Annotated in this window: 23 protein-coding genes and 1 pseudogene; 13 read left to right on the top strand and 11 right to left on the bottom strand. The window is 62.9% G+C overall.

What is annotated here, in order from left to right:
• Positions 1–2: 2 nt before the first annotated feature.
• The gene (gene lpdA, locus ACIPQ1_RS02145; protein WP_446533489.1) at positions 3–1,385 is read left to right on the top strand and encodes a dihydrolipoyl dehydrogenase; all 1,383 of its coding nucleotides are present in this window, start codon (positions 3–5) and stop codon (positions 1,383–1,385) included.
• Between the two features lie 281 nt (positions 1,386–1,666).
• Positions 1,667–2,686 (top strand): branched-chain amino acid aminotransferase, encoded by a 1,020-nt coding sequence (locus ACIPQ1_RS02140; RefSeq protein ID WP_186706271.1) that lies wholly within the window; start codon positions 1,667–1,669, stop codon positions 2,684–2,686.
• A gap of 202 nt (positions 2,687–2,888) precedes the next feature.
• Here the strand turns inward: ACIPQ1_RS02140 and ACIPQ1_RS02135 are convergent, their stop codons facing one another.
• The gene (locus ACIPQ1_RS02135) at positions 2,889–3,818 is read right to left on the bottom strand and encodes a DMT family transporter (protein WP_446533488.1); all 930 of its coding nucleotides are present in this window, start codon (positions 3,816–3,818) and stop codon (positions 2,889–2,891) included.
• A gap of 113 nt (positions 3,819–3,931) precedes the next feature.
• Between ACIPQ1_RS02135 and ACIPQ1_RS02130 the strand changes: the two genes are divergently transcribed.
• Positions 3,932–4,726, top strand: coding sequence for a helix-turn-helix domain-containing protein (locus ACIPQ1_RS02130; protein ID WP_446533487.1), 795 nt, complete (start codon positions 3,932–3,934; stop codon positions 4,724–4,726).
• 76 nt (positions 4,727–4,802) lie between these two features.
• On the opposite strand, the gene ACIPQ1_RS02125 is transcribed toward ACIPQ1_RS02130, so the two are convergent.
• The gene (locus ACIPQ1_RS02125) at positions 4,803–5,558 is read right to left on the bottom strand and encodes an ArsR/SmtB family transcription factor (RefSeq protein ID WP_446533486.1); all 756 of its coding nucleotides are present in this window, start codon (positions 5,556–5,558) and stop codon (positions 4,803–4,805) included.
• A gap of 82 nt (positions 5,559–5,640) precedes the next feature.
• Between ACIPQ1_RS02125 and ACIPQ1_RS02120 the strand changes: the two genes are divergently transcribed.
• Positions 5,641–6,762, top strand: coding sequence for a cytochrome P450 (locus tag ACIPQ1_RS02120; protein WP_411387198.1), 1,122 nt, complete (start codon positions 5,641–5,643; stop codon positions 6,760–6,762).
• A gap of 15 nt (positions 6,763–6,777) precedes the next feature.
• Here the strand turns inward: ACIPQ1_RS02120 and ACIPQ1_RS02115 are convergent, their stop codons facing one another.
• The gene (locus ACIPQ1_RS02115) at positions 6,778–7,119 is read right to left on the bottom strand and encodes an FKBP-type peptidyl-prolyl cis-trans isomerase (RefSeq protein ID WP_092254046.1); all 342 of its coding nucleotides are present in this window, start codon (positions 7,117–7,119) and stop codon (positions 6,778–6,780) included.
• Between the two features lie 144 nt (positions 7,120–7,263).
• Between ACIPQ1_RS02115 and ACIPQ1_RS02110 the strand changes: the two genes are divergently transcribed.
• Together ACIPQ1_RS02110 and ACIPQ1_RS02105 are read left to right on the top strand one after the other, a co-directional pair.
• Entirely contained in the window at positions 7,264–8,325 is a 1,062-nt protein-coding gene (locus ACIPQ1_RS02110; RefSeq protein WP_411387197.1) for a M4 family metallopeptidase, read from the top strand.
• Positions 8,325–8,648: a protealysin inhibitor emfourin gene (locus tag ACIPQ1_RS02105; RefSeq protein WP_411387196.1), complete on the top strand. Its 324-nt coding sequence runs from the start codon at positions 8,325–8,327 to the stop codon at positions 8,646–8,648. The genes ACIPQ1_RS02110 and ACIPQ1_RS02105 overlap by 1 nt, the downstream gene beginning before the upstream one ends.
• Here the strand turns inward: ACIPQ1_RS02105 and ACIPQ1_RS02100 are convergent.
• Complete coding sequence (locus ACIPQ1_RS02100) at positions 8,645–8,953, bottom strand: RcnB family protein (protein WP_411387195.1); 309 nt, start codon at positions 8,951–8,953, stop codon at positions 8,645–8,647. The two genes, ACIPQ1_RS02105 and ACIPQ1_RS02100, sit on opposite strands and share 4 nt — an antisense overlap.
• A 282-nt stretch (positions 8,954–9,235) precedes the next feature.
• On the opposite strand from ACIPQ1_RS02100, the gene ACIPQ1_RS02095 reads away from it, so the two are divergent.
• On the top strand, positions 9,236–10,336 hold the full coding sequence (locus tag ACIPQ1_RS02095; RefSeq protein WP_411387194.1) for a DNA alkylation repair protein: 1,101 nt from the start codon (positions 9,236–9,238) through the stop codon (positions 10,334–10,336).
• A 7-nt stretch (positions 10,337–10,343) separates the two neighbouring features.
• Here the strand turns inward: ACIPQ1_RS02095 and ACIPQ1_RS02090 are convergent, their stop codons facing one another.
• Complete coding sequence (locus ACIPQ1_RS02090; RefSeq protein WP_446533485.1) at positions 10,344–12,422, bottom strand: putative bifunctional diguanylate cyclase/phosphodiesterase; 2,079 nt, start codon at positions 12,420–12,422, stop codon at positions 10,344–10,346.
• A 606-nt stretch (positions 12,423–13,028) separates the two neighbouring features.
• Between ACIPQ1_RS02090 and ACIPQ1_RS02085 the strand changes: the two genes are divergently transcribed.
• Positions 13,029–13,670, top strand: a complete 642-nt coding sequence (locus ACIPQ1_RS02085) for a DUF1345 domain-containing protein (protein ID WP_250965748.1) — start codon at positions 13,029–13,031, stop codon at positions 13,668–13,670.
• Positions 13,671–13,757: 87 nt separating this feature from the next.
• Here ACIPQ1_RS02085 and ACIPQ1_RS02080 read toward each other — a convergent pair whose 3' ends face one another.
• The 4 genes from ACIPQ1_RS02080 to ACIPQ1_RS02065 all read right to left on the bottom strand — a co-directional run bounded on the left by ACIPQ1_RS02080 (position 13,758) and on the right by ACIPQ1_RS02065 (position 18,543).
• Positions 13,758–15,059 (bottom strand): ATP-binding protein, encoded by a 1,302-nt coding sequence (locus ACIPQ1_RS02080; protein ID WP_446533484.1) that lies wholly within the window; start codon positions 15,057–15,059, stop codon positions 13,758–13,760.
• Between the two features lie 4 nt (positions 15,060–15,063).
• Positions 15,064–15,765 carry a response regulator transcription factor gene (locus tag ACIPQ1_RS02075; protein ID WP_122566285.1) on the bottom strand — a complete coding sequence of 234 codons (702 nt, stop codon included), beginning with the start codon at positions 15,763–15,765 and terminating at the stop codon, positions 15,064–15,066.
• A gap of 207 nt (positions 15,766–15,972) precedes the next feature.
• On the bottom strand, positions 15,973–17,157 hold the full coding sequence (locus ACIPQ1_RS02070) for a pyridoxal phosphate-dependent aminotransferase (protein WP_446533483.1): 1,185 nt from the start codon (positions 17,155–17,157) through the stop codon (positions 15,973–15,975).
• A 249-nt stretch (positions 17,158–17,406) separates the two neighbouring features.
• Positions 17,407–18,543: a glycerate kinase gene (locus ACIPQ1_RS02065; protein WP_446533482.1), complete on the bottom strand. Its 1,137-nt coding sequence runs from the start codon at positions 18,541–18,543 to the stop codon at positions 17,407–17,409.
• A gap of 393 nt (positions 18,544–18,936) precedes the next feature.
• Between ACIPQ1_RS02065 and ACIPQ1_RS02060 the strand changes: the two genes are divergently transcribed.
• Both ACIPQ1_RS02060 and rarD read left to right on the top strand, forming a co-directional pair.
• Positions 18,937–19,950 carry an aldo/keto reductase gene (locus ACIPQ1_RS02060; protein WP_250966024.1) on the top strand — a complete coding sequence of 338 codons (1,014 nt, stop codon included), beginning with the start codon at positions 18,937–18,939 and terminating at the stop codon, positions 19,948–19,950.
• 178 nt (positions 19,951–20,128) lie between these two features.
• Entirely contained in the window at positions 20,129–21,013 is an 885-nt protein-coding gene (gene rarD / locus ACIPQ1_RS02055; RefSeq protein ID WP_250965554.1) for an EamA family transporter RarD, read from the top strand.
• A 186-nt stretch (positions 21,014–21,199) separates the two neighbouring features.
• Here the strand turns inward: rarD and hppD are convergent, their stop codons facing one another.
• Both hppD and ACIPQ1_RS02045 read right to left on the bottom strand, forming a co-directional pair.
• On the bottom strand, positions 21,200–22,276 hold the full coding sequence (hppD, locus tag ACIPQ1_RS02050) for a 4-hydroxyphenylpyruvate dioxygenase (protein ID WP_250965553.1): 1,077 nt from the start codon (positions 22,274–22,276) through the stop codon (positions 21,200–21,202).
• Positions 22,277–22,527: 251 nt separating this feature from the next.
• Complete coding sequence (locus tag ACIPQ1_RS02045) at positions 22,528–23,472, bottom strand: DMT family transporter (RefSeq protein WP_446533481.1); 945 nt, start codon at positions 23,470–23,472, stop codon at positions 22,528–22,530.
• 279 nt (positions 23,473–23,751) lie between these two features.
• On the opposite strand from ACIPQ1_RS02045, the gene ACIPQ1_RS02040 reads away from it, so the two are divergent.
• The 3 genes and pseudogenes from ACIPQ1_RS02040 (at position 23,752) to ACIPQ1_RS02030 (ending at position 25,483) form a co-directional block, all read left to right on the top strand.
• A complete protein-coding gene (locus ACIPQ1_RS02040) occupies positions 23,752–24,615 on the top strand; it encodes a LysR family transcriptional regulator (RefSeq protein ID WP_411387188.1) in 864 nt (287 codons plus the stop codon).
• 42 nt (positions 24,616–24,657) lie between these two features.
• Positions 24,658–24,894, top strand: a pseudogene (locus ACIPQ1_RS02035) (EAL domain-containing protein); the annotation flags it as partial.
• Between the two features lie 223 nt (positions 24,895–25,117).
• Positions 25,118–25,483 (top strand): histone-like nucleoid-structuring protein, MvaT/MvaU family, encoded by a 366-nt coding sequence (locus ACIPQ1_RS02030; RefSeq protein ID WP_072411532.1) that lies wholly within the window; start codon positions 25,118–25,120, stop codon positions 25,481–25,483.
• The last annotated feature ends 52 nt before the right edge of the window (positions 25,484–25,535 follow it).

The following is a 25,535-nucleotide window of genomic DNA, read 5'->3' as shown; positions in this document are numbered from 1 at the left end:
CCATGCAAACTCTGAACACCAAGCTGCTGATCATCGGCGGCGGCCCGGGCGGTTACGTAGCGGCAATCCGCGCCGGCCAACTGGGCATCGAAACGATCCTGGTGGAAGGCCAGGCACTGGGCGGTACCTGCCTGAATATCGGCTGCATCCCGTCCAAGGCGTTGATCCATGTGGCCGAGCAGTTCCACCAGACCCGGCATCACAGCCAGGGCTCAGCCTTGGGCATCACGGTTTCGGCGCCATCGCTGGACATCGGCAAGAGCGTGGAATGGAAGGACGGTATCGTCGATCGCCTGACCACCGGCGTCGCCGCGTTGCTGAAGAAGCACAAGGTCCAGGTCATTCACGGCTGGGCCAAGGTCATCGATGGCAAGACTGTCGAGGTCGGTGATACCCGCATCCAGTGCGAACATCTGCTGCTGGCCACCGGCTCGAAAAGCGTCAACCTGCCGATGCTGCCCGTGGGCGGGCCGATCATTTCCTCCACCGAAGCCCTTGCCCCCACCTCAGTGCCCAAGCACCTGGTGGTGGTCGGCGGTGGCTACATCGGCCTGGAGCTGGGCATCGCCTATCGCAAGCTCGGCGCCGAGGTCAGCGTGGTCGAGGCCCAGGAGCGCATCCTGCCGGCCTACGACGGCGAGCTGACGCAACCGGTGCACGAGGCGCTCAAGCAATTGGGCGTGAAGCTGTACCTCAAGCACAGCGTCGAAGGTTTCGACGCCCAGGCCAGCACCTTGCAAGTGCGTGATCCCAATGGCGACACGTTGAACCTGGACACCGACCGGGTGCTGGTGGCGGTTGGGCGCAAACCCAACACCCAGGGCTGGAACCTCGAAGCGCTGAACCTGGCGATGAACGGTTCGGCGGTGCAGGTCGACAGCCGTTGCCAGACCAGCATGCGCAATGTCTGGGCCATCGGCGACCTGAGCGGCGAACCAATGCTCGCCCACCGGGCCATGGCCCAAGGCGAGATGGTCGCCGAGCTGATCGCCGGCCAGCACCGGGAGTTCAACCCGACGGCCATCGCGGCGGTGTGCTTCACCGACCCGGAACTGGTCGTGGTGGGCAAGACGCCGGACGAGGCCAAGGCTGCCGGCCTGGATTGCATCGTGTCGAGCTTCCCGTTCGCCGCCAACGGCCGGGCCATGACCCTGGAATCGAAAAGCGGTTTCGTCCGCGTCGTGGCGCGCCGGGACAATCACCTGATCGTCGGCTGGCAAGCGGTTGGCGTGGGCGTGTCGGAGCTGTCCACCGCATTCGGCCAATCCTTGGAAATGGGTGCGCGCCTGGAGGACATCGCCGGCACCATCCATGCCCATCCAACGCTGGGCGAGGCCGTGCAGGAAGCGGCGTTGCGGGCGTTGGGGCATGCGTTGCATCTGTAGGCTTGCGCTGCACCCGTGGCGAGGGAGCTTGCTCCCGCTGGGCTGCGAAGCGGCCCTAATCCAAGCGACGGGATTATCCAGTCACATCGCGTTCACCGGGTTACGACTGCTTCGCAGCCGAGCGGGAGCAAGCTCCCTCGCCACGGGGAGTCGTCAGCAAATATCTCCTGCTCCTTATCGCGCAGGCTGCGAAACACCCCCGGAATGAAGTATTGTTGTCCCCATTCAAAACGTCAGAAGCCTTGAACCGTTTCGACGGTTGTCAGGAAATAGAGGGTGTCATGGGTAACGAGAGCATCAATTGGGACAAACTGGGCTTTGACTACATCAAGACCGACAAGCGCTACCTGTCGCACTGGCGCGATGGCGCCTGGGACACAGGCACCCTGACCGAAGACAACGTGCTGCACATCAGCGAGGGCTCCACTGCCCTGCACTACGGTCAGCAGTGCTTCGAAGGCCTGAAGGCCTATCGTTGCAAGGACGGTTCGATCAACCTGTTCCGCCCGGACCAGAACGCCGCCCGCATGCAACGCAGCTGCGCCCGCCTGCTGATGCCGCACGTCGACACCGAGCAGTTCGTCGAAGCCTGCAAGCAAGTGGTCCGCGCCAACGAGCGCTTCATCCCGCCTTACGGCACCGGCGGCGCGCTGTACCTGCGCCCGTTCGTGATCGGCGTGGGTGACAACATCGGCGTGCGCACCGCACCCGAGTTCATCTTCTCGATCTTCTGCATCCCGGTCGGCGCCTACTTCAAGGGCGGCCTGACCCCGCACAACTTCCTGATCTCCAGCTTCGACCGTGCCGCCCCACAAGGCACCGGTGCGGCCAAGGTCGGTGGCAACTACGCCGCCAGCCTGATGCCCGGCTCCCAGGCCAAGAAGGCCAGTTTCGCCGACTGCATCTACCTGGATCCGCTGACCCACTCGAAAATCGAGGAAGTCGGCTCGGCCAACTTCTTCGGCATCACCCACGACAACAAATTCATCACCCCCAACTCCCCTTCGGTCCTGCCGGGCATCACCCGCCTGTCACTGATCGAACTGGCCAAATCGCGCCTGGGCCTGGAAGTGATCGAAGGCGACGTGTTCATCGACAAGCTGGCGGACTTCAAGGAAGCCGGCGCCTGCGGTACCGCTGCGGTGATCACGCCGATTGGCGGCATCAGCTACAAGGACAAGCTGCACGTGTTCCACAGCGAAACCGAAGTCGGCCCGATCACCCAGAAGCTCTACAAAGAGCTGACCGGCGTGCAGACCGGCGACGTGGAAGCGCCGGCGGGTTGGATCGTCAAGGTCTGATCCAACGCTTTTGTGGCGAGGGAGCTTGCTCCCGCGGGGCTGCGCAGCAGCCCCAAAATCTTGCGGTCGCTGCGCAACCGAGCGGGAGCAAGCTCCCTCGCCACAGTGACCACATCTGACTCAGTGATGAGACAGTTCAGTAACAAAAAGCCCACGCCTGTTCTTGCAGGGGTGGGCTTTTTTTACACTTCACTTCGCTCAGTTACTCCCGCCGCAAAACCGGCCATCGTCCCCAACGCTGGCGAAACCATCCGTAACCACTGACCAGCAGGATCCCGCCGAGCACCATCACCGCGCCAACGATAAAGTTCGGCTCCAGCGGCTCATCCAGCAACCAGACGCCAAATCCGACGCCGTACAGCGGCGTCATGAACGACAGCACCCCCAGTTGCGAAGCCAGGTAACGGCGTAGCAGGGAGAACCAGACCAGGAAACTGGCGAAGGACACCAGCAACACCTGGAACGCCATGCTGGCGATGAGTTGTGGCGTGGGATTGATCGTCGTTTGCCCCAGCACCGTCGACACTCCGATCAACAGCACCCCGGCGCCCACCAGTTGATACAGCAGCGTCTGGCTGGCCGGCACGTCGGTCAGCCGCGAACAGCGAACCGTCACCGTGGTTGCGCCCCACAGCGCCCCCGCCAGCAAGCCCATGCCGTCGCCAAGCAATGAGCTGCCGTTCGCTGCGCCCGAGCCGCCACTGAAGGCCACCACGACCCCGCCGAATGCAACGGCGATGCCCAACCATTGCGCCGGTTTGAGACGCTCGCTCGGCAGTTTCCAGTGCAAGCCGAGGGCGGCGAACATCGGTGCGGTGTAGAGGAAAATCACCATGTGCGAAGCCGTCGTATGGCGCAGGCCTTCGCCCACCAATACGAACTCCAAGGCAAACAACAACCCCACCAACAGGCCGGGGCGCCAGCTGCCATCGGTCAGGGACAGACGCTCACCGCGGGCCAGCACCAACAGCCAGACCAGTACCGCGGCGATGGCCGAGCGCACGCCCAGTTGCAGCATCGGCGCCATGTCGGCGGCGCCGCCCTTGATCGCGACTTGCTGGAAACCCCAAATGGCACAGAGGCCGGTCATTAGGGCGCAGACCTGGCCATCCAGGGCGCGGCGAGTGGTCATGGGAAAGGTCCTTTGGGCAGAAATAACAGATGAAAGGATTGTCTGCCTGACACCTTTGCTGGATATAGTGATTACCCGACAAGCCATCCCGGTAATCCGCCATTGCGGTCGATATGCAGCCTCCAGCCCAACACCTGAAGATCCCTCCGTTCGACGCGGCCCTGCCCTCGCCGATTTTCTTCCGTATCGGCTGCATGCCGGCCCACGCCACTTACCCGCGGCACCGGCATGCCTGGGGTGAGTTCGTCTATTCCTACAGTGGGGTGATGGAAATCGAGATCGCCCAGCACCATTACCTGGCGCCACCGCAGTACGGCATCTGGCTGCCGCCGGACATGGAACACGTGGGCTTCAATCGGCATGAGGCCTGTCATTGTTCGTTGTACCTGGCGGCCGAACTCTGCGGTGCGCTGCCGGCCGTACCCTGCGCGCTGACCTTGAGCCCGCTGATCCGCGCATTGCTGGAAGAACTGCGCAGCGACCCACCGAGCCAACCGCAGACGCCCGAGCAGCAGCGCTTGTTGCAGGTGCTGGTGGACAAGCTGACGCAGGCGCCCCATGTCGGCAGTTACTTGCCTTTCTCGGATGATCCACTGCTGGGGCCCGTATTGCGGGCCCTGGAGGCGAACCCCAGCGACCCGCGTTCCTTGCCGCAACTGGCCCGCGCCGCCAACACCACCGAGCGCACACTGATGCGCCGGGCCCAACGGGACCTGGGCATGTCCTTGGTGGAATGGCGCCAGCGCCTGAAAGTCATCGAGGCCCTGGCCCTGCTCGAACGCGGCCAGAGCGTGGAAACCATCGGCCTGGACCTGGGCTACAGCAGCGCCTCGGCATTCATCAGCATGTTCCGCAAAATGATGGGCACCACGCCGGATGAATATCGGCGCAGGCACATGGCTGGATGACGAGGGTGGTGCTGGAATGGCTATCGCGAGCAAGCTCGCTCCCACAGGGGATTTGGGGTGGACATGGGCCTTGTGTTCAGCGCAGATCCATAGTGGGAGCGAGCTTGCTCGCGATAGCGACAGTGGGTTTGGCGTCGATTTCGGCATTGATCCCAAACCGCGACGCCATTTCCCTGCGACCACTGGCCGTCACCCCCAGCGCCCGGCTGTCCAAATCCTGGGTCACCCATTTGCGCTTGATCGCCACTTGCAGCAACGCCGCGCCCAAGGCTCCCCCCAGGTGCGGGCGGCGCATGCTCCAGTCCAGGCAGGGGCAGGCGAATCGGCGGCGTTGCGTGGCCAGGCGCTGGACATCGATACCCAATCCGTCGAACACCGCTTCGCCGGATTCACTCAGCCGATAACCCTCGCCCTCCACCTCCACCAACCACCCCATCTCGAACATGCGATCGTGCAGGCGCACCGCCAAGGTGCCGGCCATGTGGTCGTAGCAGGTGCGGGCAAATTGCAGGCGATCCGGCGTGCGCGGCGTGAAGGTCGGCGCGGCGCTCTGGCCGATCACCATCAGCGCCTCCAGTGCCTGGGCTACGCGCGGGTCCGCCAAACTGTAATAACGATGCCGCCCCTGGACATGCAGGCGCACCAGGGCCATCTGCTTGAGTTTCGCCAGATGGGCGCTGGCGGTTGAAGCGCTGACCTCGGCGATGCTCGCCAACTCGGTACTGGTGCGGGCATGGCCGTCCATCAGCGCACAGAGCATTCGGGTGCGGGCCGGCTCGGCGATGGCCGCGGCCACCTGGGACACGCCCAGATCATGCTGTTCTGCGTTCATATTTCGCTCCCTGACGAATCAAGCCATGCATCGACTGGAGATAGTAGCAACACTTTCTTCCTCACGAACAAGGCAGCGCTTCATGGACCCGATCACCGCCGCGACGCATCCCGACCCTTACCCTTTCTACGCCACCCTGCGCGCCGCCGGCGGGCTGGCCTTCGACCCCGGGCTGAACCTGTGGATCGCCAGCAGCGCCGAAGCAGTGTGTGCAGCCTTGCATCATCCCGATTGCCATGTGCGCCCGGCCCACGAGCCCGTGCCCAAGGCCATCGCCGGGGGGCCGGCCGGCCGCGTGTTCGGCCACCTGATGCGCATGAATGAAGGCGAACGCCAGCGGTGCCCGAGGGCGGCGATTGCGCAGGGGTTGCAGGACATCGCCCCCCGACAGGTCGAAGCACTGGTCAGGGCCCGCTTGCTCCGGGACGGCGCCGAAGGCCTGCATCAGGCCCAGTTCATCGGGCCGGTCAGCGTGGTCGCGGCGTTGCTGGGTTTCAACCCGACGGACAGTCACCTGATCAGCGAATTGACGGGGAGCTTCGTCGCCTGCCTGTCGCCCCTGAGCCAGGCGCCGCAACTGGACGCAGCGCACCGGGCCAGCGAGCAACTGGCCAGGTTGTTCGAGGAACGGATCGAGGCGCAGGACAACCCTTTGTTGACGCACATTGATCAAGGCTTCGACGGCACGGCGCCGGACAGCAAGATCGCCAACCTGATCGGCTTGCTCTCGCAAACGTACGAAGCCACGGCTGGCCTGATCGGCAACGCGCTGCTGGCGCTGATCGACGACCCGGCGTTACGCCAGGCACTGCGGGACGATCCGGCACAAGTCGGCCCGTTGCTGGCCGAAGTCCAGCGTTTCGACCCGCCCGTGCAGAACACCCGCCGCTTCGTCGCCGCTCCTTGCGAAATCCTCGGCAGCGCCTTGAACCCCGGCGAAACGATCCTGGTGCTGCTGGCCTCGGCCAACCGCGATCCGCAGCTCAACCCACGACCGGACACGCTGTTGCTCGACCGACCGAACCGCCGCAGTTTCAGCTTCGGCAGCGGGCGTCATGAATGTCCGGGCCAAACCCTGGCCATGGGCATCGCCCACGCCACCCTGGCGGTACTTCTGGAAAGCGAACCCGGATTGGAGCAGTTGACCTGGCGCTACCGTCCCTCGGTCAACGGACGCACCCCAGCGTTCAGCGAGCGATCCTGACCCGCTCCACTCCCCTCAATCATCCCGGGTCAGGACTTCCAGTAACTCGATTTCGAAAATGAGGTTGGCGTTGGGCTTGATATGGGCGCCCATGGACCGCTCACCGTAGGCCAGGTGCGCCGGCACCAGCAGCTTGCGCTTGCCGCCGACTTGCATGCCCATCAGGCCCAGGTCCCAGCCCTTGATGACACGGCCGGTGCCAATCACGCATTGGAAAGGTTTGCCGCGACTGTAGGACGAATCGAATTCGGTGCCGTCTTCGAGGGTGCCGCGGTATTGGGTGGTGATCAGCGCACCTTTGACTACGCTTTTGCCGTCGCCCTGTTGCAGGTCGATGATTTGCAGTTCTTCATTCATGGCGTATCCCTCGTGTGATCCAGGCGCGGGGTTTTCGCAGAAATCAGGGCCCATGGCAAACGTTGTCTGCCATGGCCAGGGAACCGCAACGGCCTCTTCGGTTCACATGGGTATCGACCCTGCATTTCAGATAAGGATTTTCTGATGATCGACTCTCGCCCGCTCCACGGTTTCATTCCGCCGTACATCCTCAACCGCATCATTGCCCATGGCTCCGAACAGCAACGTTCCAGCGCCCTCGGCACCTTGACTCACGTGCGCAACCTGCGGCACAACCCTGGCCCGCCCAGCCACCCGCCCGTCGCGGCCGCGCTGCCCAAGCCCGGCAAGGCCGGACACCCGCAACGCAGCGTGCACGACGCCCAGAACCGCATGGAACTGCCCGGCCAGCCGGTACGCCTGGAAGGCCAGCCGGCCAGTGGCGACCCGGCCGTGGACGAAGCCTACGATGCCCTCGGCGCCACCTATGATTTTTTCTGGAAGGTCCTGGGGCGCGACTCCATCGACAACAAAGGCTTCGCCCTGGTGGGCAGCGTGCATTATGGCCAGGGCTATGAAAACGCCTTCTGGAACGGCGCGCAGATGGTATTCGGCGACGGCGACGGCGAAATCTTCCAGCGCTTCACCCGCTCCCTCGACGTGGTGGCCCACGAACTGGCCCATGGCGTCACCGAAAGCGAAGCCGGGTTGATCTACGCCAACCAGTCCGGTGCGCTGAACGAGTCCATCTCCGACGTGTTCGGTGTGCTGGTCAAGCAATTCGTGCTCGAACAGACCGCCGACCAAGCCGACTGGCTGATCGGCGCCGACCTGCTCACCGACAAGATCAACGGCGACGGCCTGCGCAGCATGTCCAACCCCGGCACCGCCTACGACGACCCGTTGCTGGGCAAGGACCCGCAACCGGCGCACATGCGCGAGTTCGTGATTACCCGCGAAGACAACGGTGGCGTGCACATCAACTCTGGCATTCCCAACCGGGCCTTTTATCTGGCCGCGACCACGCTGGGCGGATTTGCCTGGGAAAAGGCCGGCCGGATCTGGTATGAAACCTTGTGCGACCGAAGACTGGCCAATGACGCGTCCTTCAGCGCCTTCGCCCGCCTGACTGTCGAGCACGCCCGCCAGCGCTTCGGCACGCGGGAAGTGCAAGCGGTGCAGAACGGCTGGGCCCAGGTCGGCGTCGACCTGACACAGGAGAGCTGATGAAAACCCTTCCAGACCTCGACGACAAGGCCGTGGTACGGCTGTCGCGCCAGGGCGGCGTGGCCGCCATCCCTGCGCGGACCCGGCCACGGGAAATCGAGTTCGCCCAGTGCGACCTCGACCAGCGCACCCGCATCTGCTCGGTCCTGGAGGGCTGCCTGCCGCTGACCTCCTCCACGCCCGGGCGCGGGGACCAGCGTTTTTTCCAGATCGAGGTGCGTTATCGCGCCAACGATCAGGACGACGAGATGGTGCTGCAGGTGCCCGAGGACCGGGCACCTGGCGAGTTGGTGCATTTGTGGGACAAAGGTGAAGTGCTTTAACGGGTGGCCGGAACGATCTTGACGATGGCGCCGGACACGGTTTCGATCAACAAGTACTTGTCGTCGATCTGCACCCATTGCTGGTCGTTTGTCGGCTGCTCGAGTGCCTTCTGCTTCCAGTCTTTCACGGCCCTGTCCGCACGCTGGTAGTCCGCCGGTACCCGGTCGTTCTCCACCAGCCTGCGGCCATTGCTCGGCGAATGCTCCAGGGCGTCACCGGTTTTCTCGACCGCTTGCGCAACAGGCCCAAAGGCGGTGAGGCCAGCGATCAGGAACAGGCGGGCGATCAGGGTGGGTTGGCGCATAGAAAAACTCCAAATTATTCAAAAGACTAGAATCTGGGACTGCGCGGGCGGCGAATCATTCCGTTTACTGTTGCTTCTGAAGGCCCCCTTCCCCTGTGGCGAGGGAGCTTGCTCCCGCTGGGTTGCGCAGCGGCCCCAATCCAGGCAACGCGTTCATCCAGTGATACCGCATTCACCGGGTTTGCGACTGCTGCGCAGTCGAGCGGGAGCAAGCTCCCTCGCCACGGTTGCGCATGGCATAGTGGCAAGCCTGAACGACAACACCCGCCGGACGGACCCACCATGAGCACCACCACCTCTTCCCCTGCCCTCAAGGAAATCTTCAACAACGCCCGCCTGGAGCACATCGCCGGCGAAATGCGCGGGGTGTACCCAGCCTTCGACGCCAAGGCGTTCTTGCACATGGCCAACGATGGGCTGGCCGATTTGTCGGTGATGCAGCGCATGGCCCGGGTCAGTGAGTGCCTGCACGCGGTGCTGCCCCTCGATTACGAGACGTCGCTGGAGGTGCTGCGCGCCCTGGCCCCGCGCCTGAACAGCATGTTCGTCAGCATGTTCCTGCCGCATTACGTGGCATCCTACGGCCGGCATCGCTTCGACGTGTCGTTGGACGCGCTCAAGTATTTCACCCGGTTCGGCTCGTCGGAGTTCGCCGTGCGCCACTTCCTGCGGGACGACCTGGAACGCACCCTCAAAGTCATGCACGACTGGGCGCTGGACGCCAACGAGCACGTGCGCCGCCTCGCCAGCGAAGGCAGCCGGCCACGCCTGCCGTGGTCGTTTCACTTGGAGCCGATCCAGGCCAACCCCGACCTCGCCGCCGCGATCCTCGACACGCTCAAGGCCGACGACAGCCTTTATGTACGCAAATCCGTGGCCAACCACCTCAACGACGTCACCAAGCAGCATCCCGACTGGGTGCTGGACCAGATCGAAGGCTGGCCACTGCAAGACCGTCACACGGCGTGGATCGCCCGGCATGCGCTGCGTAGCTTGATCAAGCAAGGCAACCCCAGGGCACTGGGGGTGATCGGCGCCGGCGGCAAGGCGCAGGTCCAGGTGTTGGATTTGCAGGTGACGCCAGCGGTGATTCGACTGGGGGAACAGGTCACGCTGTCCTTCACCGTGCAATCAACCCTCGAACAGAGCCAGCGCCTGGTGATCGACTACGCCGTCGACTACGTGAAGGCCTCGGGCGGCACTTCGGCCAAAGTCTTCAAGCTCAAGACCTTCGACCTGCCCGCCCAGGGTCGCGTCAACCTCAGCCGTTCCCAATACATTCGCGAGCTGACCACCCGCAAACACTACGCGGGCCGGCATGCCGTGCACCTGCTGGTCAACGGCGAGCGACTGGGTAGCACGGCGTTCGATATCGTTCCCTGAGGGCGTCTCAGACCACCGCCAGGCGCTTGGCCTGGCGAATCTCCCGCAGGAAACCCTCGGCCGGCAGCGGATGGCCCAACAGGTAACCTTGCAGCGAATCGCAGCCCAGCTGGGTCAGGAAGTCTTGCTGCACATCGGTCTCCACGCCTTCGGCGACGATCCGCAGGCCCAGGGCCTGGCCGAGGGCGACGATGGCCGAGACGATGGCCGCGTCATCGCTGTCGTGCTCCAGGTCGCGCACGAAGCCGCGGTCGATCTTCAGCTCGTTGGCCGGCAGGCGCTTGAGGTACATCAGGCTCGAATAGCCGGTGCCAAAGTCGTCGATGGACAGATCCACGCCCATGTCCGACAGCTGTTGCAGCACCGTCATGCTTGCGTCCGCATCGCTCATGGCGGTGGTTTCGGTGATTTCCAGGGTCAGGCTGTTGGCCGGCAGCTTATGCGTCTCCAACGCCTTGGCCACGCTCTGCACCAAACCGGTGTGGCAGAACTGCAAGGCCGAGAGGTTCACCGCGATGCGCCAGTCGGTATAACCGAGCACGTACCATTCGCGCATCTGCCGGCAGGCCTCGTTCAAGACCCATTCGCCGATGGGGATGATCAAGCCGGTCTTTTCCGCCAGGTCGATGAACGTGTCGGGCATCAACAGGCCCTGGGTCGGGTGGGTCCAGCGCAACAAGGCCTCGGCCCCGACCGGACGGCCATTGGCCGCATCGAACTTGGGCTGGTAATGCAGGCTGAACTGCCGCTGTTCGACGGCCGTGCGCAAATCTTGCAGCAACTGCAATTGCTTGCGGGCGTTGCTGTTCATCGATGCGTCGAAAAAGCTGTAGCCGTTCTTGCCGGCGCCCTTGGCGTGATACATCGCCGCGTCGGCGTTCATCAACAGCTCTTCGGCGCTCTGGCCATTGCCAGGGTAAACGGCGATGCCGACGCTGGCGGATATCTGCAAGTCATGGTCAGCCACCCGGAACGTGCGCCCGATCAAGCCGACCTGACGGGCTGCCAGGCGCAGGGCATCGTCGGGCTCGGCCAGTTGCACCAATAGCACGAACTCGTCACCGCCGATCCGCGCCAGGGTGTCCTGGCTACGCAGGTCTTCGCGCAGGCGCAGGGCCACGTCCCGCAGCAACAGATCGCCCATGTGGTGACCAAAGGCGTCGTTGACCGGCTTGAAACCGTCGAGGTCGATGAACATCAAGGCAAAGCAACCGCCCTGCTCTTGCACCCGATGCATGGCCTGGTCGATCCGATCGGCCAGCAGCACACGGTTGGGCAGTCCGGTGAGGGGGTCGTGCAGGGCCAACTGAGTCAGTTCCCGGTTGGCCTGGGTCAGGGACTGGGCCAGCTCGGCGGTGCGGGCTTCCAGGCGCGCATCGAGAATCGAGGTCAGCAGGGCAATGGCCAATACCGCCAGGGTGGTGATCAATACCAGATTGTCCAGGCCCTTGCCGCTCAAGCCATCCAGCGAGCCGCAAAAGCTGCCCTCGCTGAAGCGCGCCCCCGCCATGCCGGTGTAGTGCATGCCAACGATGGCGATGCCCATGATCACCGCGGCGCCCGCCCGTGCCAGACGCACGTGGGGGGTGTTCTGGCGCAGGCGAAAGGCAATCCACAGCGCCGCGGCAGACGCGCCGACGGCAATCACCAACGAAGCGGCGAACAGCGTCGGGTCGTAATCGATGCCCGGCTGCATCCGCAGCGCGGCCATGCCGGTGTAATGCATGGCGCTGATCCCGGCGCCCATGATCAGCGCCCCGAAAGCCAACTGCCACGCCGGCAATCGCGGCTGGCTGACCAGCCACAAGGCAAACCCGCTGGAAAGAATCGCGGTCAGCAGCGACAGCGCAGTGATCGGTACGTCGTAGCCAAGCTCGATCGGCAAGGTGAACGCCAGCATGCCGATGAAGTGCATGGACCAGATGCCCACCCCCATCGCCAGCGCGCCCCCGGTTATCCACAAATGCGCGGCGCGCCCCTTGGCGGTCGCGATACGCCCGGCCAGGTCCAGCGCGGTGTAAGAAGCCAGCACGGCAACAAACAAGGAAATCGAAACAAGGGCGGGGGAATAACTGCCGATGAGCATGGTTTTTTCTCGTAACAGGAGAACCGGACGGCTTCCATGCCCGGTGGGCCGGCGATTGTACTGAATCGTGGCTGGGACGCACGAACCAAATGTCAAAAAGCCATCAAACCTGGAACATTTTCGACGAAAGACACTACGCCTGGCAGGGAGAATATTTTTTATGGGCTGCCAGCTCAGCATGGATCCACTGTAGGAGCGGGCTTGCCAGGGGTTGACGGTGGGTCGGCTTGCAGGGATGTCGGCTGTGAAGGCCCTTTCGCGAGCAGGCTCGCTCCCACAGGGTTATCCCGCTAGCCATAGGTCATATTGCAAATCCATTGTGGGAGCGAGCTTGCTCGCGATAGCGGTGGGTCAGCTTGCATAGATGTTGGATGTGCTGGCCTCTTCGCGAGCAAGCTCGCTCCCACAGGGTTAACCGGCTAGCTATCAGTCATGCGTCCATCGCAAATCCATTGTGGGAGCGAGCATCGATAAGGATGGCTCGTTGGCGGCGGCGATCCGGCGGATGCAGGAAGCGGGTGTGCAATTGATCGAGTCGAGCGCGATAGACCGCCGGTCCTTTGCCTGATGGCTCATACTAGGTTCTTTTCCGGACAGTGAGCCTCCATGCCCCTCCTCGCCCGCACCCACCCGCGTCTTTCCAGCGCCACGGTCCTTGGCCTGGCGGTGGGAATCCTGGTTCCCGTGGACTCGATCATCAGCAAGGTCCTGATCGGTTGGAATGCCGGGGTCTGGACCTACCTGGTGCTGATGTTCTGGCTGACCGTGCGGGCCAAGGCGCCGGATGTGAAGCGCATCGCCGAAATCGAAGATGAAAATGCCGGGTTGGTGCTGCTGATGGTCTGCGTCGCGGCATTGGCCAGCCTGGCGACCATCACCTTCGAGCTGGCGGGCAGCCGCGACCTGCAAGCCGCCGGCAAGCTGTTGCATTACGGCTTCACGGCGATGACCGTGACCGGTTCATGGTTGCTGATCGGGGTGATTTTCAGCGTTCACTACGCGCGGTTGTATTACACCTGGGAAGGCAAGGAGCCGGCGCTGCGGTTTGCCGAAGGGCTGACCACGCCCAACTATTGGGATTTCCTCTACTTCTCTTTCACCATCGGCGTGGCGGTGCAGACCTCGGATGTGGGGGTTGCCACGCGGCAATTGCGCAAGATCGTGTTGGCGCAATCGTTGATCGGGTTTGTGTTCAACACGGCGATCCTGGGGTTTTCGATCAATATTGCGGCGGGGTTGTTTGGGTGAGGCGCATTTGGGGCCGCTTCGCGGCCCAGCGGGAGCAAGCTCCCTCGCCACAGGGTCAGCGTCGGGCAATAGACAGCGCGGCGAACCTCAGGACGGTGTCGGCAACCACAACTTGAAGCGCGCCCCGCCCAGTGGCGAAGCCTCGACAGTCAACGTGCCGCCCTGGGCTTCCATGGCCCGGCGGCTGATGGCCAGGCCGAGGCCAAAGCCGCCCGTGGCGCGGTCGCGGCTGCGGTCCAGGCGATAGAACGGTTCGAACACGCGCTCGCGCTCGCTGTCGGGAATGCCGATGCCGTCGTCGTCGACCCAGATCTCACAGCCTTGGTCACCGACCAGCACACCGATCTGGATGCGCTTTTCGCAATACCGCATGGCATTGCGCAGCAGGTTCTGCAACGCTCGAGCGGTCAGGCGCGGGTCCAGCACGAAACGCTCCAACGCCCCGTGCAACAGCACGTCGATGACCACGTCCGGCGCCGCCAGGTCCTCGTCGACGCTGCCCAGGATGCTGTCGATGAATTCGTCCAGCGCCACGTCGACCCGTTCGGGCAGGCGCTGCGGGTTTTGCAAACGGCTGTAGGAGAGCAGTTCCAGCACCAACTCATCGAGTTCGCGAATGTGCGCCACCAACCCTTGCAGGCGCTCGCGGCTGGGCGCCGGCAGGTCATCGGACAGCGCCAGGGCCAGGCCGAAATCGAGCCGCGTCAGGGGCGTGCGCAATTCGTGGGACACGGCGTTGAGCAAGTCCCGCTGTTGGTTGAGCAGATTCTCGATGTCCCCCGCCATCGTGTCGAACACATGGGCCAGGCTGCCAATGTTCGAACTGGAAGCGATGTGCGTACGCTCATCCAAATGACCTTTACCGAAACGCTCGGCGGTGCGCCTGAGGCGCTCCAGGTCACGCCAGTGCGGCCGCAGCCAGAGCAACAGGCAGGCCAGCATCGTCGCGCCGATCAACACGTTGATGCTCCAGTACAACCAACTGACATCGGCCGGGTCCGGCGGCACGACCATCTTCACCGCCGTACGCTCGTCCAGCGGCGCCGCCGCCAGGGTTCGCCAGGCCCAGTCGCCGAGGCGTACCACGTTCTCGCCGCGCTTGAGACGCGCCTGCTCATCGGCGCTGAAGCCCGCGTCATCGACTGCGGCCAGTTCGATGCGCAGCGGCTCGAACTCCTTGTCCATCTGCGCCGCCAGCGCCGGCCACTGCTCGCTGGGCACGGCGCGGAACTGCTTGACCATCAGGGTTTGCAGGCCCCGGGAATAATCGAGGTTGTAGGTCAGGAAACGCTCCTGGAACAGGCGGATCACCAGCTCCGGCATCAGGTAGATCGCCGCGCTGTAGGAGACGATGGTGACCAGGTACAGGCGAATCAGCAGCTTCCACATCGGCTCAGCATTCCCACTCGGAACGACTGAACAGATAACCCTTGCCCCACACGGTCTTGATCTTGCGGGCTTCGTCGGCGTTGTCGTCGAACTTGCGCCGCAGCTTGGAAATCGCCACGTCCACCGAACGGTCGGTGCCGTTGAATTCGATGCCCCGCAGGCGTTGCAGGATCTGGTCGCGGCTCAGCACTTCGCCGGAATGCCGGGCCAGCACCACCAGCAGGTTGTATTCACCACTGGACAACTCCACCGGCTGCCCGCGCCAGGTCACGGTGCGCTCGGAGAGATCGATGCACAGGTTGCCCATGAGGATGCGGTCGTTGGCCGTCTGCGGCTCGGTGAGGCTGCTGCGGCGCAACAAGGTGCGCACCCGCGCCAGCAACACCCGGGGCTCGCAAGGCTTGGTGACGTAGTCGTCGGCGCCCATTTCCAGGCCCAGGACCTGGTCGTGGCTGTCATCCCGGGCGGTGAGCATCAGGATCGGCAAAGTCGCCGAGTCGGCCCGCAGCAGGCGGCAGACCTGCAAGCCGTCCAGCCCCGGCAGCATCAAGTCGAGGATCACCAGGTCCGGCGGGTCGACCCGCGCCCGCTCACGCACATGATCGCCACGGCTGAGCACGCTGACCTGATAGCCGTTGCGTTCCAGGTAACTGGCGATCAGTTCGGAGAGTGCGGTGTCGTCTTCGACCAGGAGGATGTTGGGCATGGGTGTTTCCAGAAAAGTGCTGTGGCGCCCAATAGATCGCCTTCGCGAGCAAGCCCGCTCCCACAGGGTTCGCGTGACCACTGTGGGAGCGGGCTTGCTCGCGAAGGCGTCACTACAGTCACCAAGGAATCAAGCTGCCAAGGATATACGCCCCCGCTCATCCACGAGCAAAACCCTTACACAATTTCACACAGCCTCTACAAAACTTTACCGCTGGGCCCGTAGCAGGTCCGCCGCACACGAGGCAATCCGCTGGCATGCATCCGCCAGTTTCAGCTGATCGACCACCAGCCCGATGCGGATATGCCCCGCCGCACTGGGCCCAAACGCCTCGCCGGCCAGTACCGACACGCCGTGATCGTCCAACAGGCGTTCGGCAAACGCCTGAGCATCGAGGCCAGTCTGGCGGATGTCGACCATCACGAACATGCCACCATCGGGCCGCACCGGCTTGAGCCCCGGGCAATCGCCGAGCATGGCGCACACCAGGTCGCGGCGCTGGCGATATTCTTCATGCATCTGCGCGACTTCCGGCAATTCCTGCTCCAGGGCAACCTGGGCTGCGCGCTGCACGAAGTCCGGCAGGCCGAACAGCATGCACAACGACAGGTTCGCCAGATGGTCAGTGAGGGCTTCGGGGCCAACGACCCAGCCGATCCGCCAACCGGTCATGGCGTGGGATTTGGACAGGCTGTTGATCGTCGCGGTGCGCTCGGCCATGCCCGGCAGGCTGGCCGGACTGATGTGTTCGCCGTCGTAGAGCAGGTCGCTGTAGACCTCGTCACTGATCAGCCACAGGTCATGTTCAATGCACAACCGCGCCAATGCTTGCCAAGTAGACATCGGCAGGCTGGCGCCGGATGGGTTGTTCGGGCTGTTGAGCAGCATCGCCCGGGTACGCGGGGTCACAAGACGGGCAACGTCCGCCGGCTCGACCCGAAAGCCGTTCTCCGGGCGGACCGCCACCGGCAGCACTTTCGCGCCGCAGGCACCGAACACCGCTTCGTAGGTGACATACATCGGCTCGGCGACGATGACTTCGTCGCCAGGGTTGAGCAGGCATTGCGCGACCGCATACACCGCGCATTGCGCGCCCGGCAGCACGACGACGTGCTCGGCCTCCACCGGCTGGCCGCAGCGCAAGCGATGACGCCGGGCAATGCTGGCCCGCAAGGTGTGCAAGCCGCGGATGTCCGAATAGTGGGTCTCACCGGCCCGCAGGCTGCCCACGGCGGCCTCGACAATGGCGCGCGGGGTGTCGAAGTCCGGATCGCCCACTGACAGCAACAACACATCCATGCCCTGTTCGCGCATGGCCAGCGCCCGGTCGTGAATCTGCCAGGCGGCGGCACCCTCGCCGGTGATGCGTTGGGTCAAAGCTGAGAAGCGCATGTATCTCTCCTGATTGCGCGATATCCAGCCTCAACCCTATCTCAAATCACACACCACGCCACCCTCGCAGCGCTTTTGTGGCGAGGGAGCTTGCTCCCGCTGGGGCGCGAAGCGGCCCTGAAACCATTCACTTCAATGCATCTGGTCGGCACTTCCATTTGGGGCCGCTTCGCCCGAAGCGTCGGACCGGCCCAGCGGGAGCAAGCTCCCTCGCCACAGGTTCACCCAGCTCTCAAGTGCCTATCGAGCTTACCGCGCGGCCACCCGCCAAAGCCGAGCAATGTCCCGGGCGCGCTCGCTCAGCAGGCGCGGGGCGTCGGTGCAGGCTTCTTGCAGGGTCATCGGCCCGCTGGCCAGGGCGAAGGCGGCGTCGATGCCATGTTCATACAGCGCCTGGTAGCCCTCTCCCAGCGTGCCGGCAATGACCACCACCGGTACGCCATGTTGGCGGGCGATGCGGGCCACGCCGAAAGGGGTTTTGCCGCGCAGGGTCTGGGCATCGAAACGGCCTTCGCCGGTAATCACCAGGTCGGCGCCGCTGACCGCTTCGGCCAGCCCGGTCAACTGGGCGACGACGTCCACCCCGGTACGAAACTGCGCCCCCAGGAACGCCTTGGCCGCGAACCCCAGGCCACCGGCGGCGCCACTACCCGGCTCGTCGCGCACATCCTCGTTCAACGCCCGGGCGCACTGTTCGGCGAAATGCCCAATGGCCCGGTCCAGCGCCTGCACTTGCTGGGCAGTGGCGCCCTTCTGCGGACCGAAAACCACAGACGCGCCGTGGGGGCCGCACAGCGGGTTATCGACATCGGCGGCAATCTCGAAGCTGACCTGGGCCAGGCGCGGGTCGAGGTCGCTCAGGTCGATGCGCGACAAGTTCGCCAAGGCCAGGCCTCCGGGTGGAAGGGGTTGGCTTTGCTCATCCAGCAATGCCACGCCCAGGGCCTGCATCGCACCGGCACCGCCGTCGTTGGTGGCACTGCCGCCAATCGCCAGGATCACCCGCCCGGCGCCTGCATCGAGGGCCGCGCGAATCAGCTCGCCAGTGCCGTAGGTGCTGCTGGAACAGGCATCGCGTTGCCCCGGCGGCACCAATTGCAAACCACTGGCCTCGGCCATCTCGATGATTGCGGTGCGGCTCTCGGCCAACCAGCCCCAGCGCGCATCGACGGCGACACCCAACGGACCTCGGACCCGGGTGCGGCGCCACTCACCGTGACAGGCCGCCAACACCGACTCCACCGTCCCCTCCCCGCCGTCCGCCATCGGGCATTTGATCAACTGCGCATCCGGCCAGACCTCGGCCAGCCCCAGGGCGATGGCATCGGCGACGCCCTGGGCGCTGAGGCTGTCCTTGAACGAGTCGGGGGCGATGATTATTTTCATATTATTCTCCGGTTCCGATGCACTGCATGCTGGCAGCTGACCGCAGCCGTGACGCCGGTCCGCCGCACAAAAGACACCGGGCATTATTGTTCAAAATTACAAAAAACGGTTTTCCAGGGAAATTCAGGTTGAAGCGGCCGGCCTCATCGCGAGCAAGCTCGCTCCCACATGGGCCTGCGTAAACTCAGGATCTGCATACAACACAGACCCACTGTGGGAGCGAGCTTGCTCGCGATGGCGGTGAACCAGTCGATACAAATGCTGGCTGACTTGACGCTATCGTGAGCAAGCTCGCGCCCACAGTTGATGGGTGAGGGGTTGAGAAATCGGTTGGATCCACGCGGCGGTTCTGGTATTTGATTGGACCTTTCCCATGGATAAAAGGATCTTGTCATGAGCTACCGCACGCTAGGCCATTCCGGGTTGCAAGTCTCGACGTTGACCCTGGGCACGATGATGTTCGGCGAACAGACCAGCACCGAGGATTCGCTGCGGATCATCGACAAGGCCTGGGACCAGGGCATCAATTTCATCGACACCGCGGACGTCTACACCAACGGTCGCTCCGAGGAAATCGTCGGCGAGGCCATCGCCAGTCGCCGCCAGGAGTGGGTATTGGCCACCAAGGTCGGTTTCGGCCCGCCGGACGGCGTGCCCAACCGCAGCGGCCTGAGCCGCAAGCATCTGTTCAATGGCATCGAGGCCAGCCTGACGCGCCTGGGCACCGATTACCTGGACATCTATTACCTGCACCGCGAAGACCACAACACCCCGCTGCACGTGACCGTGTCGGCCATTGGCGACTTGATTCGCCAGGGCAAGATCCGCTACTGGGGCCTGTCGAACTACCGTGGCTGGCGCATCGCCGAAGTGATACGGATCGCCGACAGCCTGGGCATCGACCGGCCGGTGATCAGCCAACCGCTGTACAACATCGTCAACCGCCAGGCGGAAACCGAGCAGATCACCGCGGCCCAGAACTACGGCCTCGGCGTGGTGCCGTTCAGCCCCCTGGCCCGTGGCGTGCTCAGCGGCAAGTACGCACCGGACGTGGCGCCGGACGCCAACAGCCGCGCCGGCCGCCAGGACAAACGCATCCTGGAAACCGAATGGCGGGTCGAATCCCTGCGCATTGCCCAGCAAATCCTGCAGTACACCCAGGGCCGAGGCGTGGGCATCGTCGAGTTCGCCATCGCCTGGGTGCTGAACAACAGCGCCGTGACCTCGGCCATCGTCGGACCGCGCACCGAGGAACAATGGGATTCGTACATCAAGGCGCAAGCGGTGAAGATCAGCGCGGAAGATGAAGCCTTCATCGACTCGCTGGTGACGCCGGGGCATGCTTCGACGCCGGGGTTCAATGATGTGGGGCATTTCGTGCCGGGGCGCGTGCCGCGTACGTCTTAACATTCACGGACATCGTGGCGAGGGAGCTTGCTCCCGCTCGGGGGTGGTTGTGTGTCCCGGCGGGGCTGCGCCGCGGCCGCTCTTTTCCGGGGGCCGCTGCGCGACCCAGCGGGAGCAAGCTCCCTCGCCACATGTACCCTCACCATCGGTTTTCCAGCCCCCATAATAAGAGGCCTCAGTGTCCAAAGGCATCGCTCTATCGGTCTCGGCCTCTGTGCTGTTCGCCGTCATGTATTACTACACCTCGTTGCTCACGCCACTGACCGGCCTGGAGATTTTCGGTTGGCGGATGTTGTTGACGATGCCGTGCATGACCGCGTTCATGTTGATCTCCCGTGAATGGAAGCTCGTTTCGGATCTTGTTGCACGCTTGATCACCACACCGCGCCTGCTGCTGGGCGCGATAGCGTCATCGGCCTTGATGGGCGCACAGCTGTGGCTGTTCATGTGGGCGCCGCTCAACGGCTACAGCCTGGACGTATCGCTGGGGTACTTCCTGTTGCCGCTGTCGATGGTCCTGACCGGGCGGCTCGTCTATGGCGAGCGCCTTTCCTATCTGCAGAAAGTCGCGGTGTTCTTCGCCACCCTCGGGGTGTTCAACGAGTTGTACCAAGTGGGTGGGTTTTCCTGGGCAACCTTGCTGGTGGTGATCGGCTATCCGATCTATTTCATCCTGCGCAAACGCATCAAGACCGACAACCTCGGCGGGCTCTGGCTGGACATGACATTGATGCTGCCATTGGCACTCTGGTTCGTGCAGAGCGGTGAACAGGGCTTCGGCGTCTTCGATCAGTACCCGTGGCTGTCGCTGCTGATCCCGATTCTGGGTGTCATCAGTGCTTCGGCGCTGGTGTCCTACATCGTCGCCAGCCGTCTGCTGCCATTCAGCCTGTTCGGCTTGTTGAGCTATGTGGAACCGGTGTTGCTGCTGGGGGTTGCGCTGCTGCTGGGGGAAAGCATCAAGGCCGAGGAATGGCTGACCTATATCCCCATTTGGATGGCGGTGGCGGTACTGGTGTTCGAAGGATTCAAGCACTTGGTACGGCAGCGGCGCCGAACTTGACGTCACCGCCAAACCCTGTGGGAGCGAGCCTGCTCGCGATAGCGGTGGGCCAGTTTGCATCCATGTTGAATGTGCCGCCGTCATCGCGAGCAGGCTCGCTCCCACAGTTGTACTTTGTATGGGTACGGGCAATAAAAAACCCGCCTAGCATCACAGCCGGGCGGGCTTTTTTTCATGGGTCAGGCCTTACTCGGTCGCCAGCACGCCACGACGCACCTGATCACGCTCGATGGATTCGAACAGCGCCTTGAAGTTGCCTTCGCCAAAACCATCGTCGCCCTTGCGCTGGATGAACTCGAAGAACACCGGCCCCATCAGGGTTTCCGAGAAGATCTGCAGCAGCAGGCGCTTATCACCCTGCTCGGAAGCACCGTCCAGCAGAATGCCCCGCGATTGCAGTTCATCCACCGGTTCGCCGTGGTTCGGCAGGCGGCCTTCGAGCATTTCGTAGTAAGTGTCCGGCGGCGCGGTCATGAAGCGCATGCCGATGCTTTTCAACTGGTCCCAGGTCTTGATCAGGTCATCGGTGAGGAAGGCCACATGCTGGATGCCTTCGCCGTTGAACTGCATCAGGAACTCTTCGATCTGCCCGGCGCCCTTGGACGACTCTTCGTTCAACGGGATGCGGATCATGCCATCCGGCGCGGTCATGGCCTTGGAGGTCAGGCCGGTGTATTCGCCCTTGATGTCGAAGTAGCGGATCTCACGGAAGTTGAACAATTTCTCGTAGAAACCGGCCCAGTAGGCCATGCGCCCGCGGTAAACGTTGTGGGTCAGGTGGTCGATGATCTTCAGGCCCGCCCCCACCGGGTTGCGATCAACGCCCTCGATGAACACGAAGTCGATGTCATAGATCGAGCTGCCTTCGCCAAAACGGTCGATCAGGTACAGCGGCGCGCCGCCGATGCCCTTGATGGCCGGCAGGTTCAGCTCCATCGGGCCCGTCTCGATGTGGATCGGCTGGGCGCCGAGTTCCAGGGCGCGCTTGTAGGCCAGCTGCGAATCCTTGACCCGGAACGCCATGCCGCACACCGACGGGCCGTGCTCGGCAGCGAAGTACGAAGCAACGCTGTGGGGTTCGTTGTTGAGGATCAGGTTGATCGCGCCCTGGCGATACAGGTGCACGTTCTTGGACCGGTGGGTGGCCACCTTGGTGAAGCCCATGATCTCGAAGATCGGCTCCAGGGTGTTGGGGGTCGGGGATGCGAACTCAATGAATTCGAAGCCCATCAGGCCCATGGGGTTTTCGTATAGATCTGCCATGTCGGCGCCTCATCATGCGGGTCAATTAACAAAAAAACGTTAGTTGCAGGCAATGCTGAGGGCACGGGGCGGCGCGCAGGAAATGCCACGAACGCTGCGGGCGAGGAAATCGCCGTAGATCAGTTGAAACCCAAGTATCTTCATTGTCGACCCAAGGCTCTTGCGGGCGAGGCTTCTGCTGCCAGAAGACGTTATTCTTATATGCGTAAATCGATTCTACACAGCGTAACCGAGTTTGTCCGCCTCCTGTATCAAATCGCCTTTTCCTTCGACCGCGCAAGGGGTTTGTTGCACAGGAAGATGCCCAGCAGGATCACGGCCCCACCGACGCACATCAACGCCGTGAGCCGTTCGTCCAGCAACAGCGCGCCCAGCAGCACCGCCGTCAGGGGATTGAGCGCGATGAAGACGCCGGAGCGGGTCGCGCCGATCCGACGAATGCCGTCGTACCAGGCGATATAAGCCAGGGCCGAGCCCAGCACGCCGAGGTACAACAGGCTCAGCCATTGCTCAACGTCCAGCCCGCCCAGGGCTTGGAGACGAATCTCCCCCGCCGCCGCGCAGGCCAGCCACAACATCAGCGTGCCCAGCAGAATCGACCAGGTCACGGTCTGCAAGGGGCCGAGGCTTTCGTTGAGTTTTTTCGAAAACAGCGAATAGATCCCCCAGCCCAGCACACAGCCAAAAATCAGCAGGTCGCCGATCCAGGCCTGCGCCGCGCCTTGTAACAAGGACGGATCACGACTGACGATCACCAATCCCGCCCCGCCGATGCACAGCACGATGCCCGCCACTTTCAAGCGGCCCAGCCGTTCCTTGAACAGCCACCAGGACGCCAGCCCGATCACCGCCGGATTCAACGCCACGATCAGCGAAGCCCGGGATGCATTGATGTATTGCAACCCATAGAAGAAACACAGGTTATAGAAAAAGATCCCGAAGAACCCCAGCGCAGCCAGCTGCAGCCCTTGCTTCACACTGGGCCGGACCAGCGGAATCCCGGCCAACGCGAGAAACACCAGCAGCGCGATGCTAGCCAGCAGGAAACGCAGGCTGGCGGCAAACATCGGTGCCAGGGCATTGGAAAGGATCCGGCCGGCCACGAAGGTTCCGCCCCAGATCATGGTGACCATGGCGAGCTTCAGGTAGACCGGCAGGTCCGAGGGGGTTGGGACGGCTTGTTCGAGGGTTTTCATGGTTCCACCACATTGAAATGAGACGAATGACCTGTGGCGAGGGAGCTTGCTCCCGCTGGGCCCTGTAGGAGCAGTCGAGTGCAACGAGGCTGCGATCTTTCCCCAGACACTTGAATCCCAAGCGAAAGATCAAAAGATCGCAGGCTTCGCCAGCTCCTGCACAGTCCACGGGAGCAAGCTCCCTCGCCACGGAAAAGCGCCTGGGCCACGGTTCCGTGGACGGTTGGGATGCCGTATTGTTCGGCTCATGTTCGATCATCGTAAAATGAGCAATCACTCATGACCCTTACTCAACTCGAAATCTTCTCCCTGGTCGCCGAGCTGCGTGGTTTCACCGCTGCGGCCACGCGCTTGGGTATTGGTCAATCCGCGGTGTCCCACGCCATCAAATCCCTGGAACAAGAGCTGGGCGTGGAATTGCTCAGGCGGCATCAGTCGGTGGTGGAGCTCAGCGATATTGGCCAGCAATTGCTGCTGCGGGCCCGGGCCATGCTCGGGCTGGCGAACACCTTGCGCCAGGAAGCCGCTGATGCCCGGGGCATGCGCCGGGGCACGTTGCGCATCGGCTCGTTCGGGCCGACGTCATCGATGAAACTGCTGCCCGGAATCCTGCGGCGCTATCGAGCCTTGCACCCCGGCATCGAAGTGCACATCGATGAAGGGCCCGACAGGCAGGTGGTCCAATGGTTGGACGAACGGCGGATCGATGTCGGTTTCGTGGTGCTGCCCGAGGAGCGTTTCGATACGTACATGCTCATGGAAGATCAGATGGTCGCCTTGCTGCCCACCGCACACCCCCTCGCCGCCCAGGCCAGCCTAAGCCTTGCGGACCTGTGCAACGACCCCTTCGTGCTCACCGAGGCGGGATCGTCGGAGCTGGTCACGCGCCTGTTCAATGCCGCCCGGCTGACACCGAACGTGCGTTTGCGTTGCTCGCAATTGCTCAGCACCCTGGATGTTGTCAGGCGTGGCGAGGCGGTAAGCGTGGTGTCCGAAGGGTCATTGCCAGATGACAAGAACCCTGGTTACGTCACCAGGCCCTTGTCGCCCCGGGTGCCGCGCCAGATCGGCCTGGCGGTATTGGACAGCCGCCAGGCCTCGCCCGCCACCCTGGCGTTTATCGAACTGGCCCGGCAGTCATGAGCCCGGCATCAAACCTGGGGGAGCCTGGCATTGAACCTGTGGGAGCAAAGCTTGCTCGCGATGATCGGTGCCGACGCCCTGTCGCGCCACCTCCTTGATAGCATCATCGAACTGTCGGGCAAGTTGGACTTGGACAGGGTGGCCGAGGGCGTCGAAACCGTCGAACAGAGCGACTACCTGAGCGCAAATGGGGTGAACTTTCTGCAGGGTTATCTATTTGGTCGCCCCATTAGCGGGCAGGCATTCGCTGAGGCGTTGACCGGCACTAATGGCAGTTAACTGCCGTCGATCTATTGACGACGACCTGCCCATTGATAAAACGTTTGCTGTTGTTACATAACGAAAAAGTTACGATTTACACTTTCCGGATTAACTACTACAATTTTTCTACCTGTGCCACATAACAGGAGAGAGTCATTAACACCGAGTCGCTTCAAGGCGCTTGGCTTATAGCTTTGTTTGCGGTTGGTATCAGCCAAATATTTTGATTGGAGTAATCATTTTGTCCAGACTCGCTGAATTTCGTGCAGCCGAAAAGGCCCTTCAAGAACAGCTCAAGCAGCTGGAATCACTGAAGAACGATGCCGGGCTCAAGAAGGAAATCGAATTCGAGGAAAAGCTCCAGGGACTGATGAAAACCTACGGCAAGAACCTGCGCGACATCGTCGCGATCCTCGACCCGAACCCGTCCAAGGCAAGCCTGCAGTCGACCAAGCCTACCAAGACCCGTCGTGCGCGCGTGGTGAAGGTTTACCAGAACCCCCACACCGGTGAGTTGATCGAGACCAAGGGCGGCAATCACCGCGGCCTGAAAGCCTGGAAAGAACAATACGGTGCAGCGACTGTTGATTCTTGGTTGCGGGGTTGACAGTGCGTTGACAGCCCAAGCCAAAAAGCCCTGAATATTCAGGGCTTTTTTA

This window comes from Pseudomonas sp. LARHCG127, from assembly GCF_052871455.1.
Note: the sequence above shows the minus strand (reverse complement) of the source record. Positions and strands in the feature narration are given on the sequence as shown.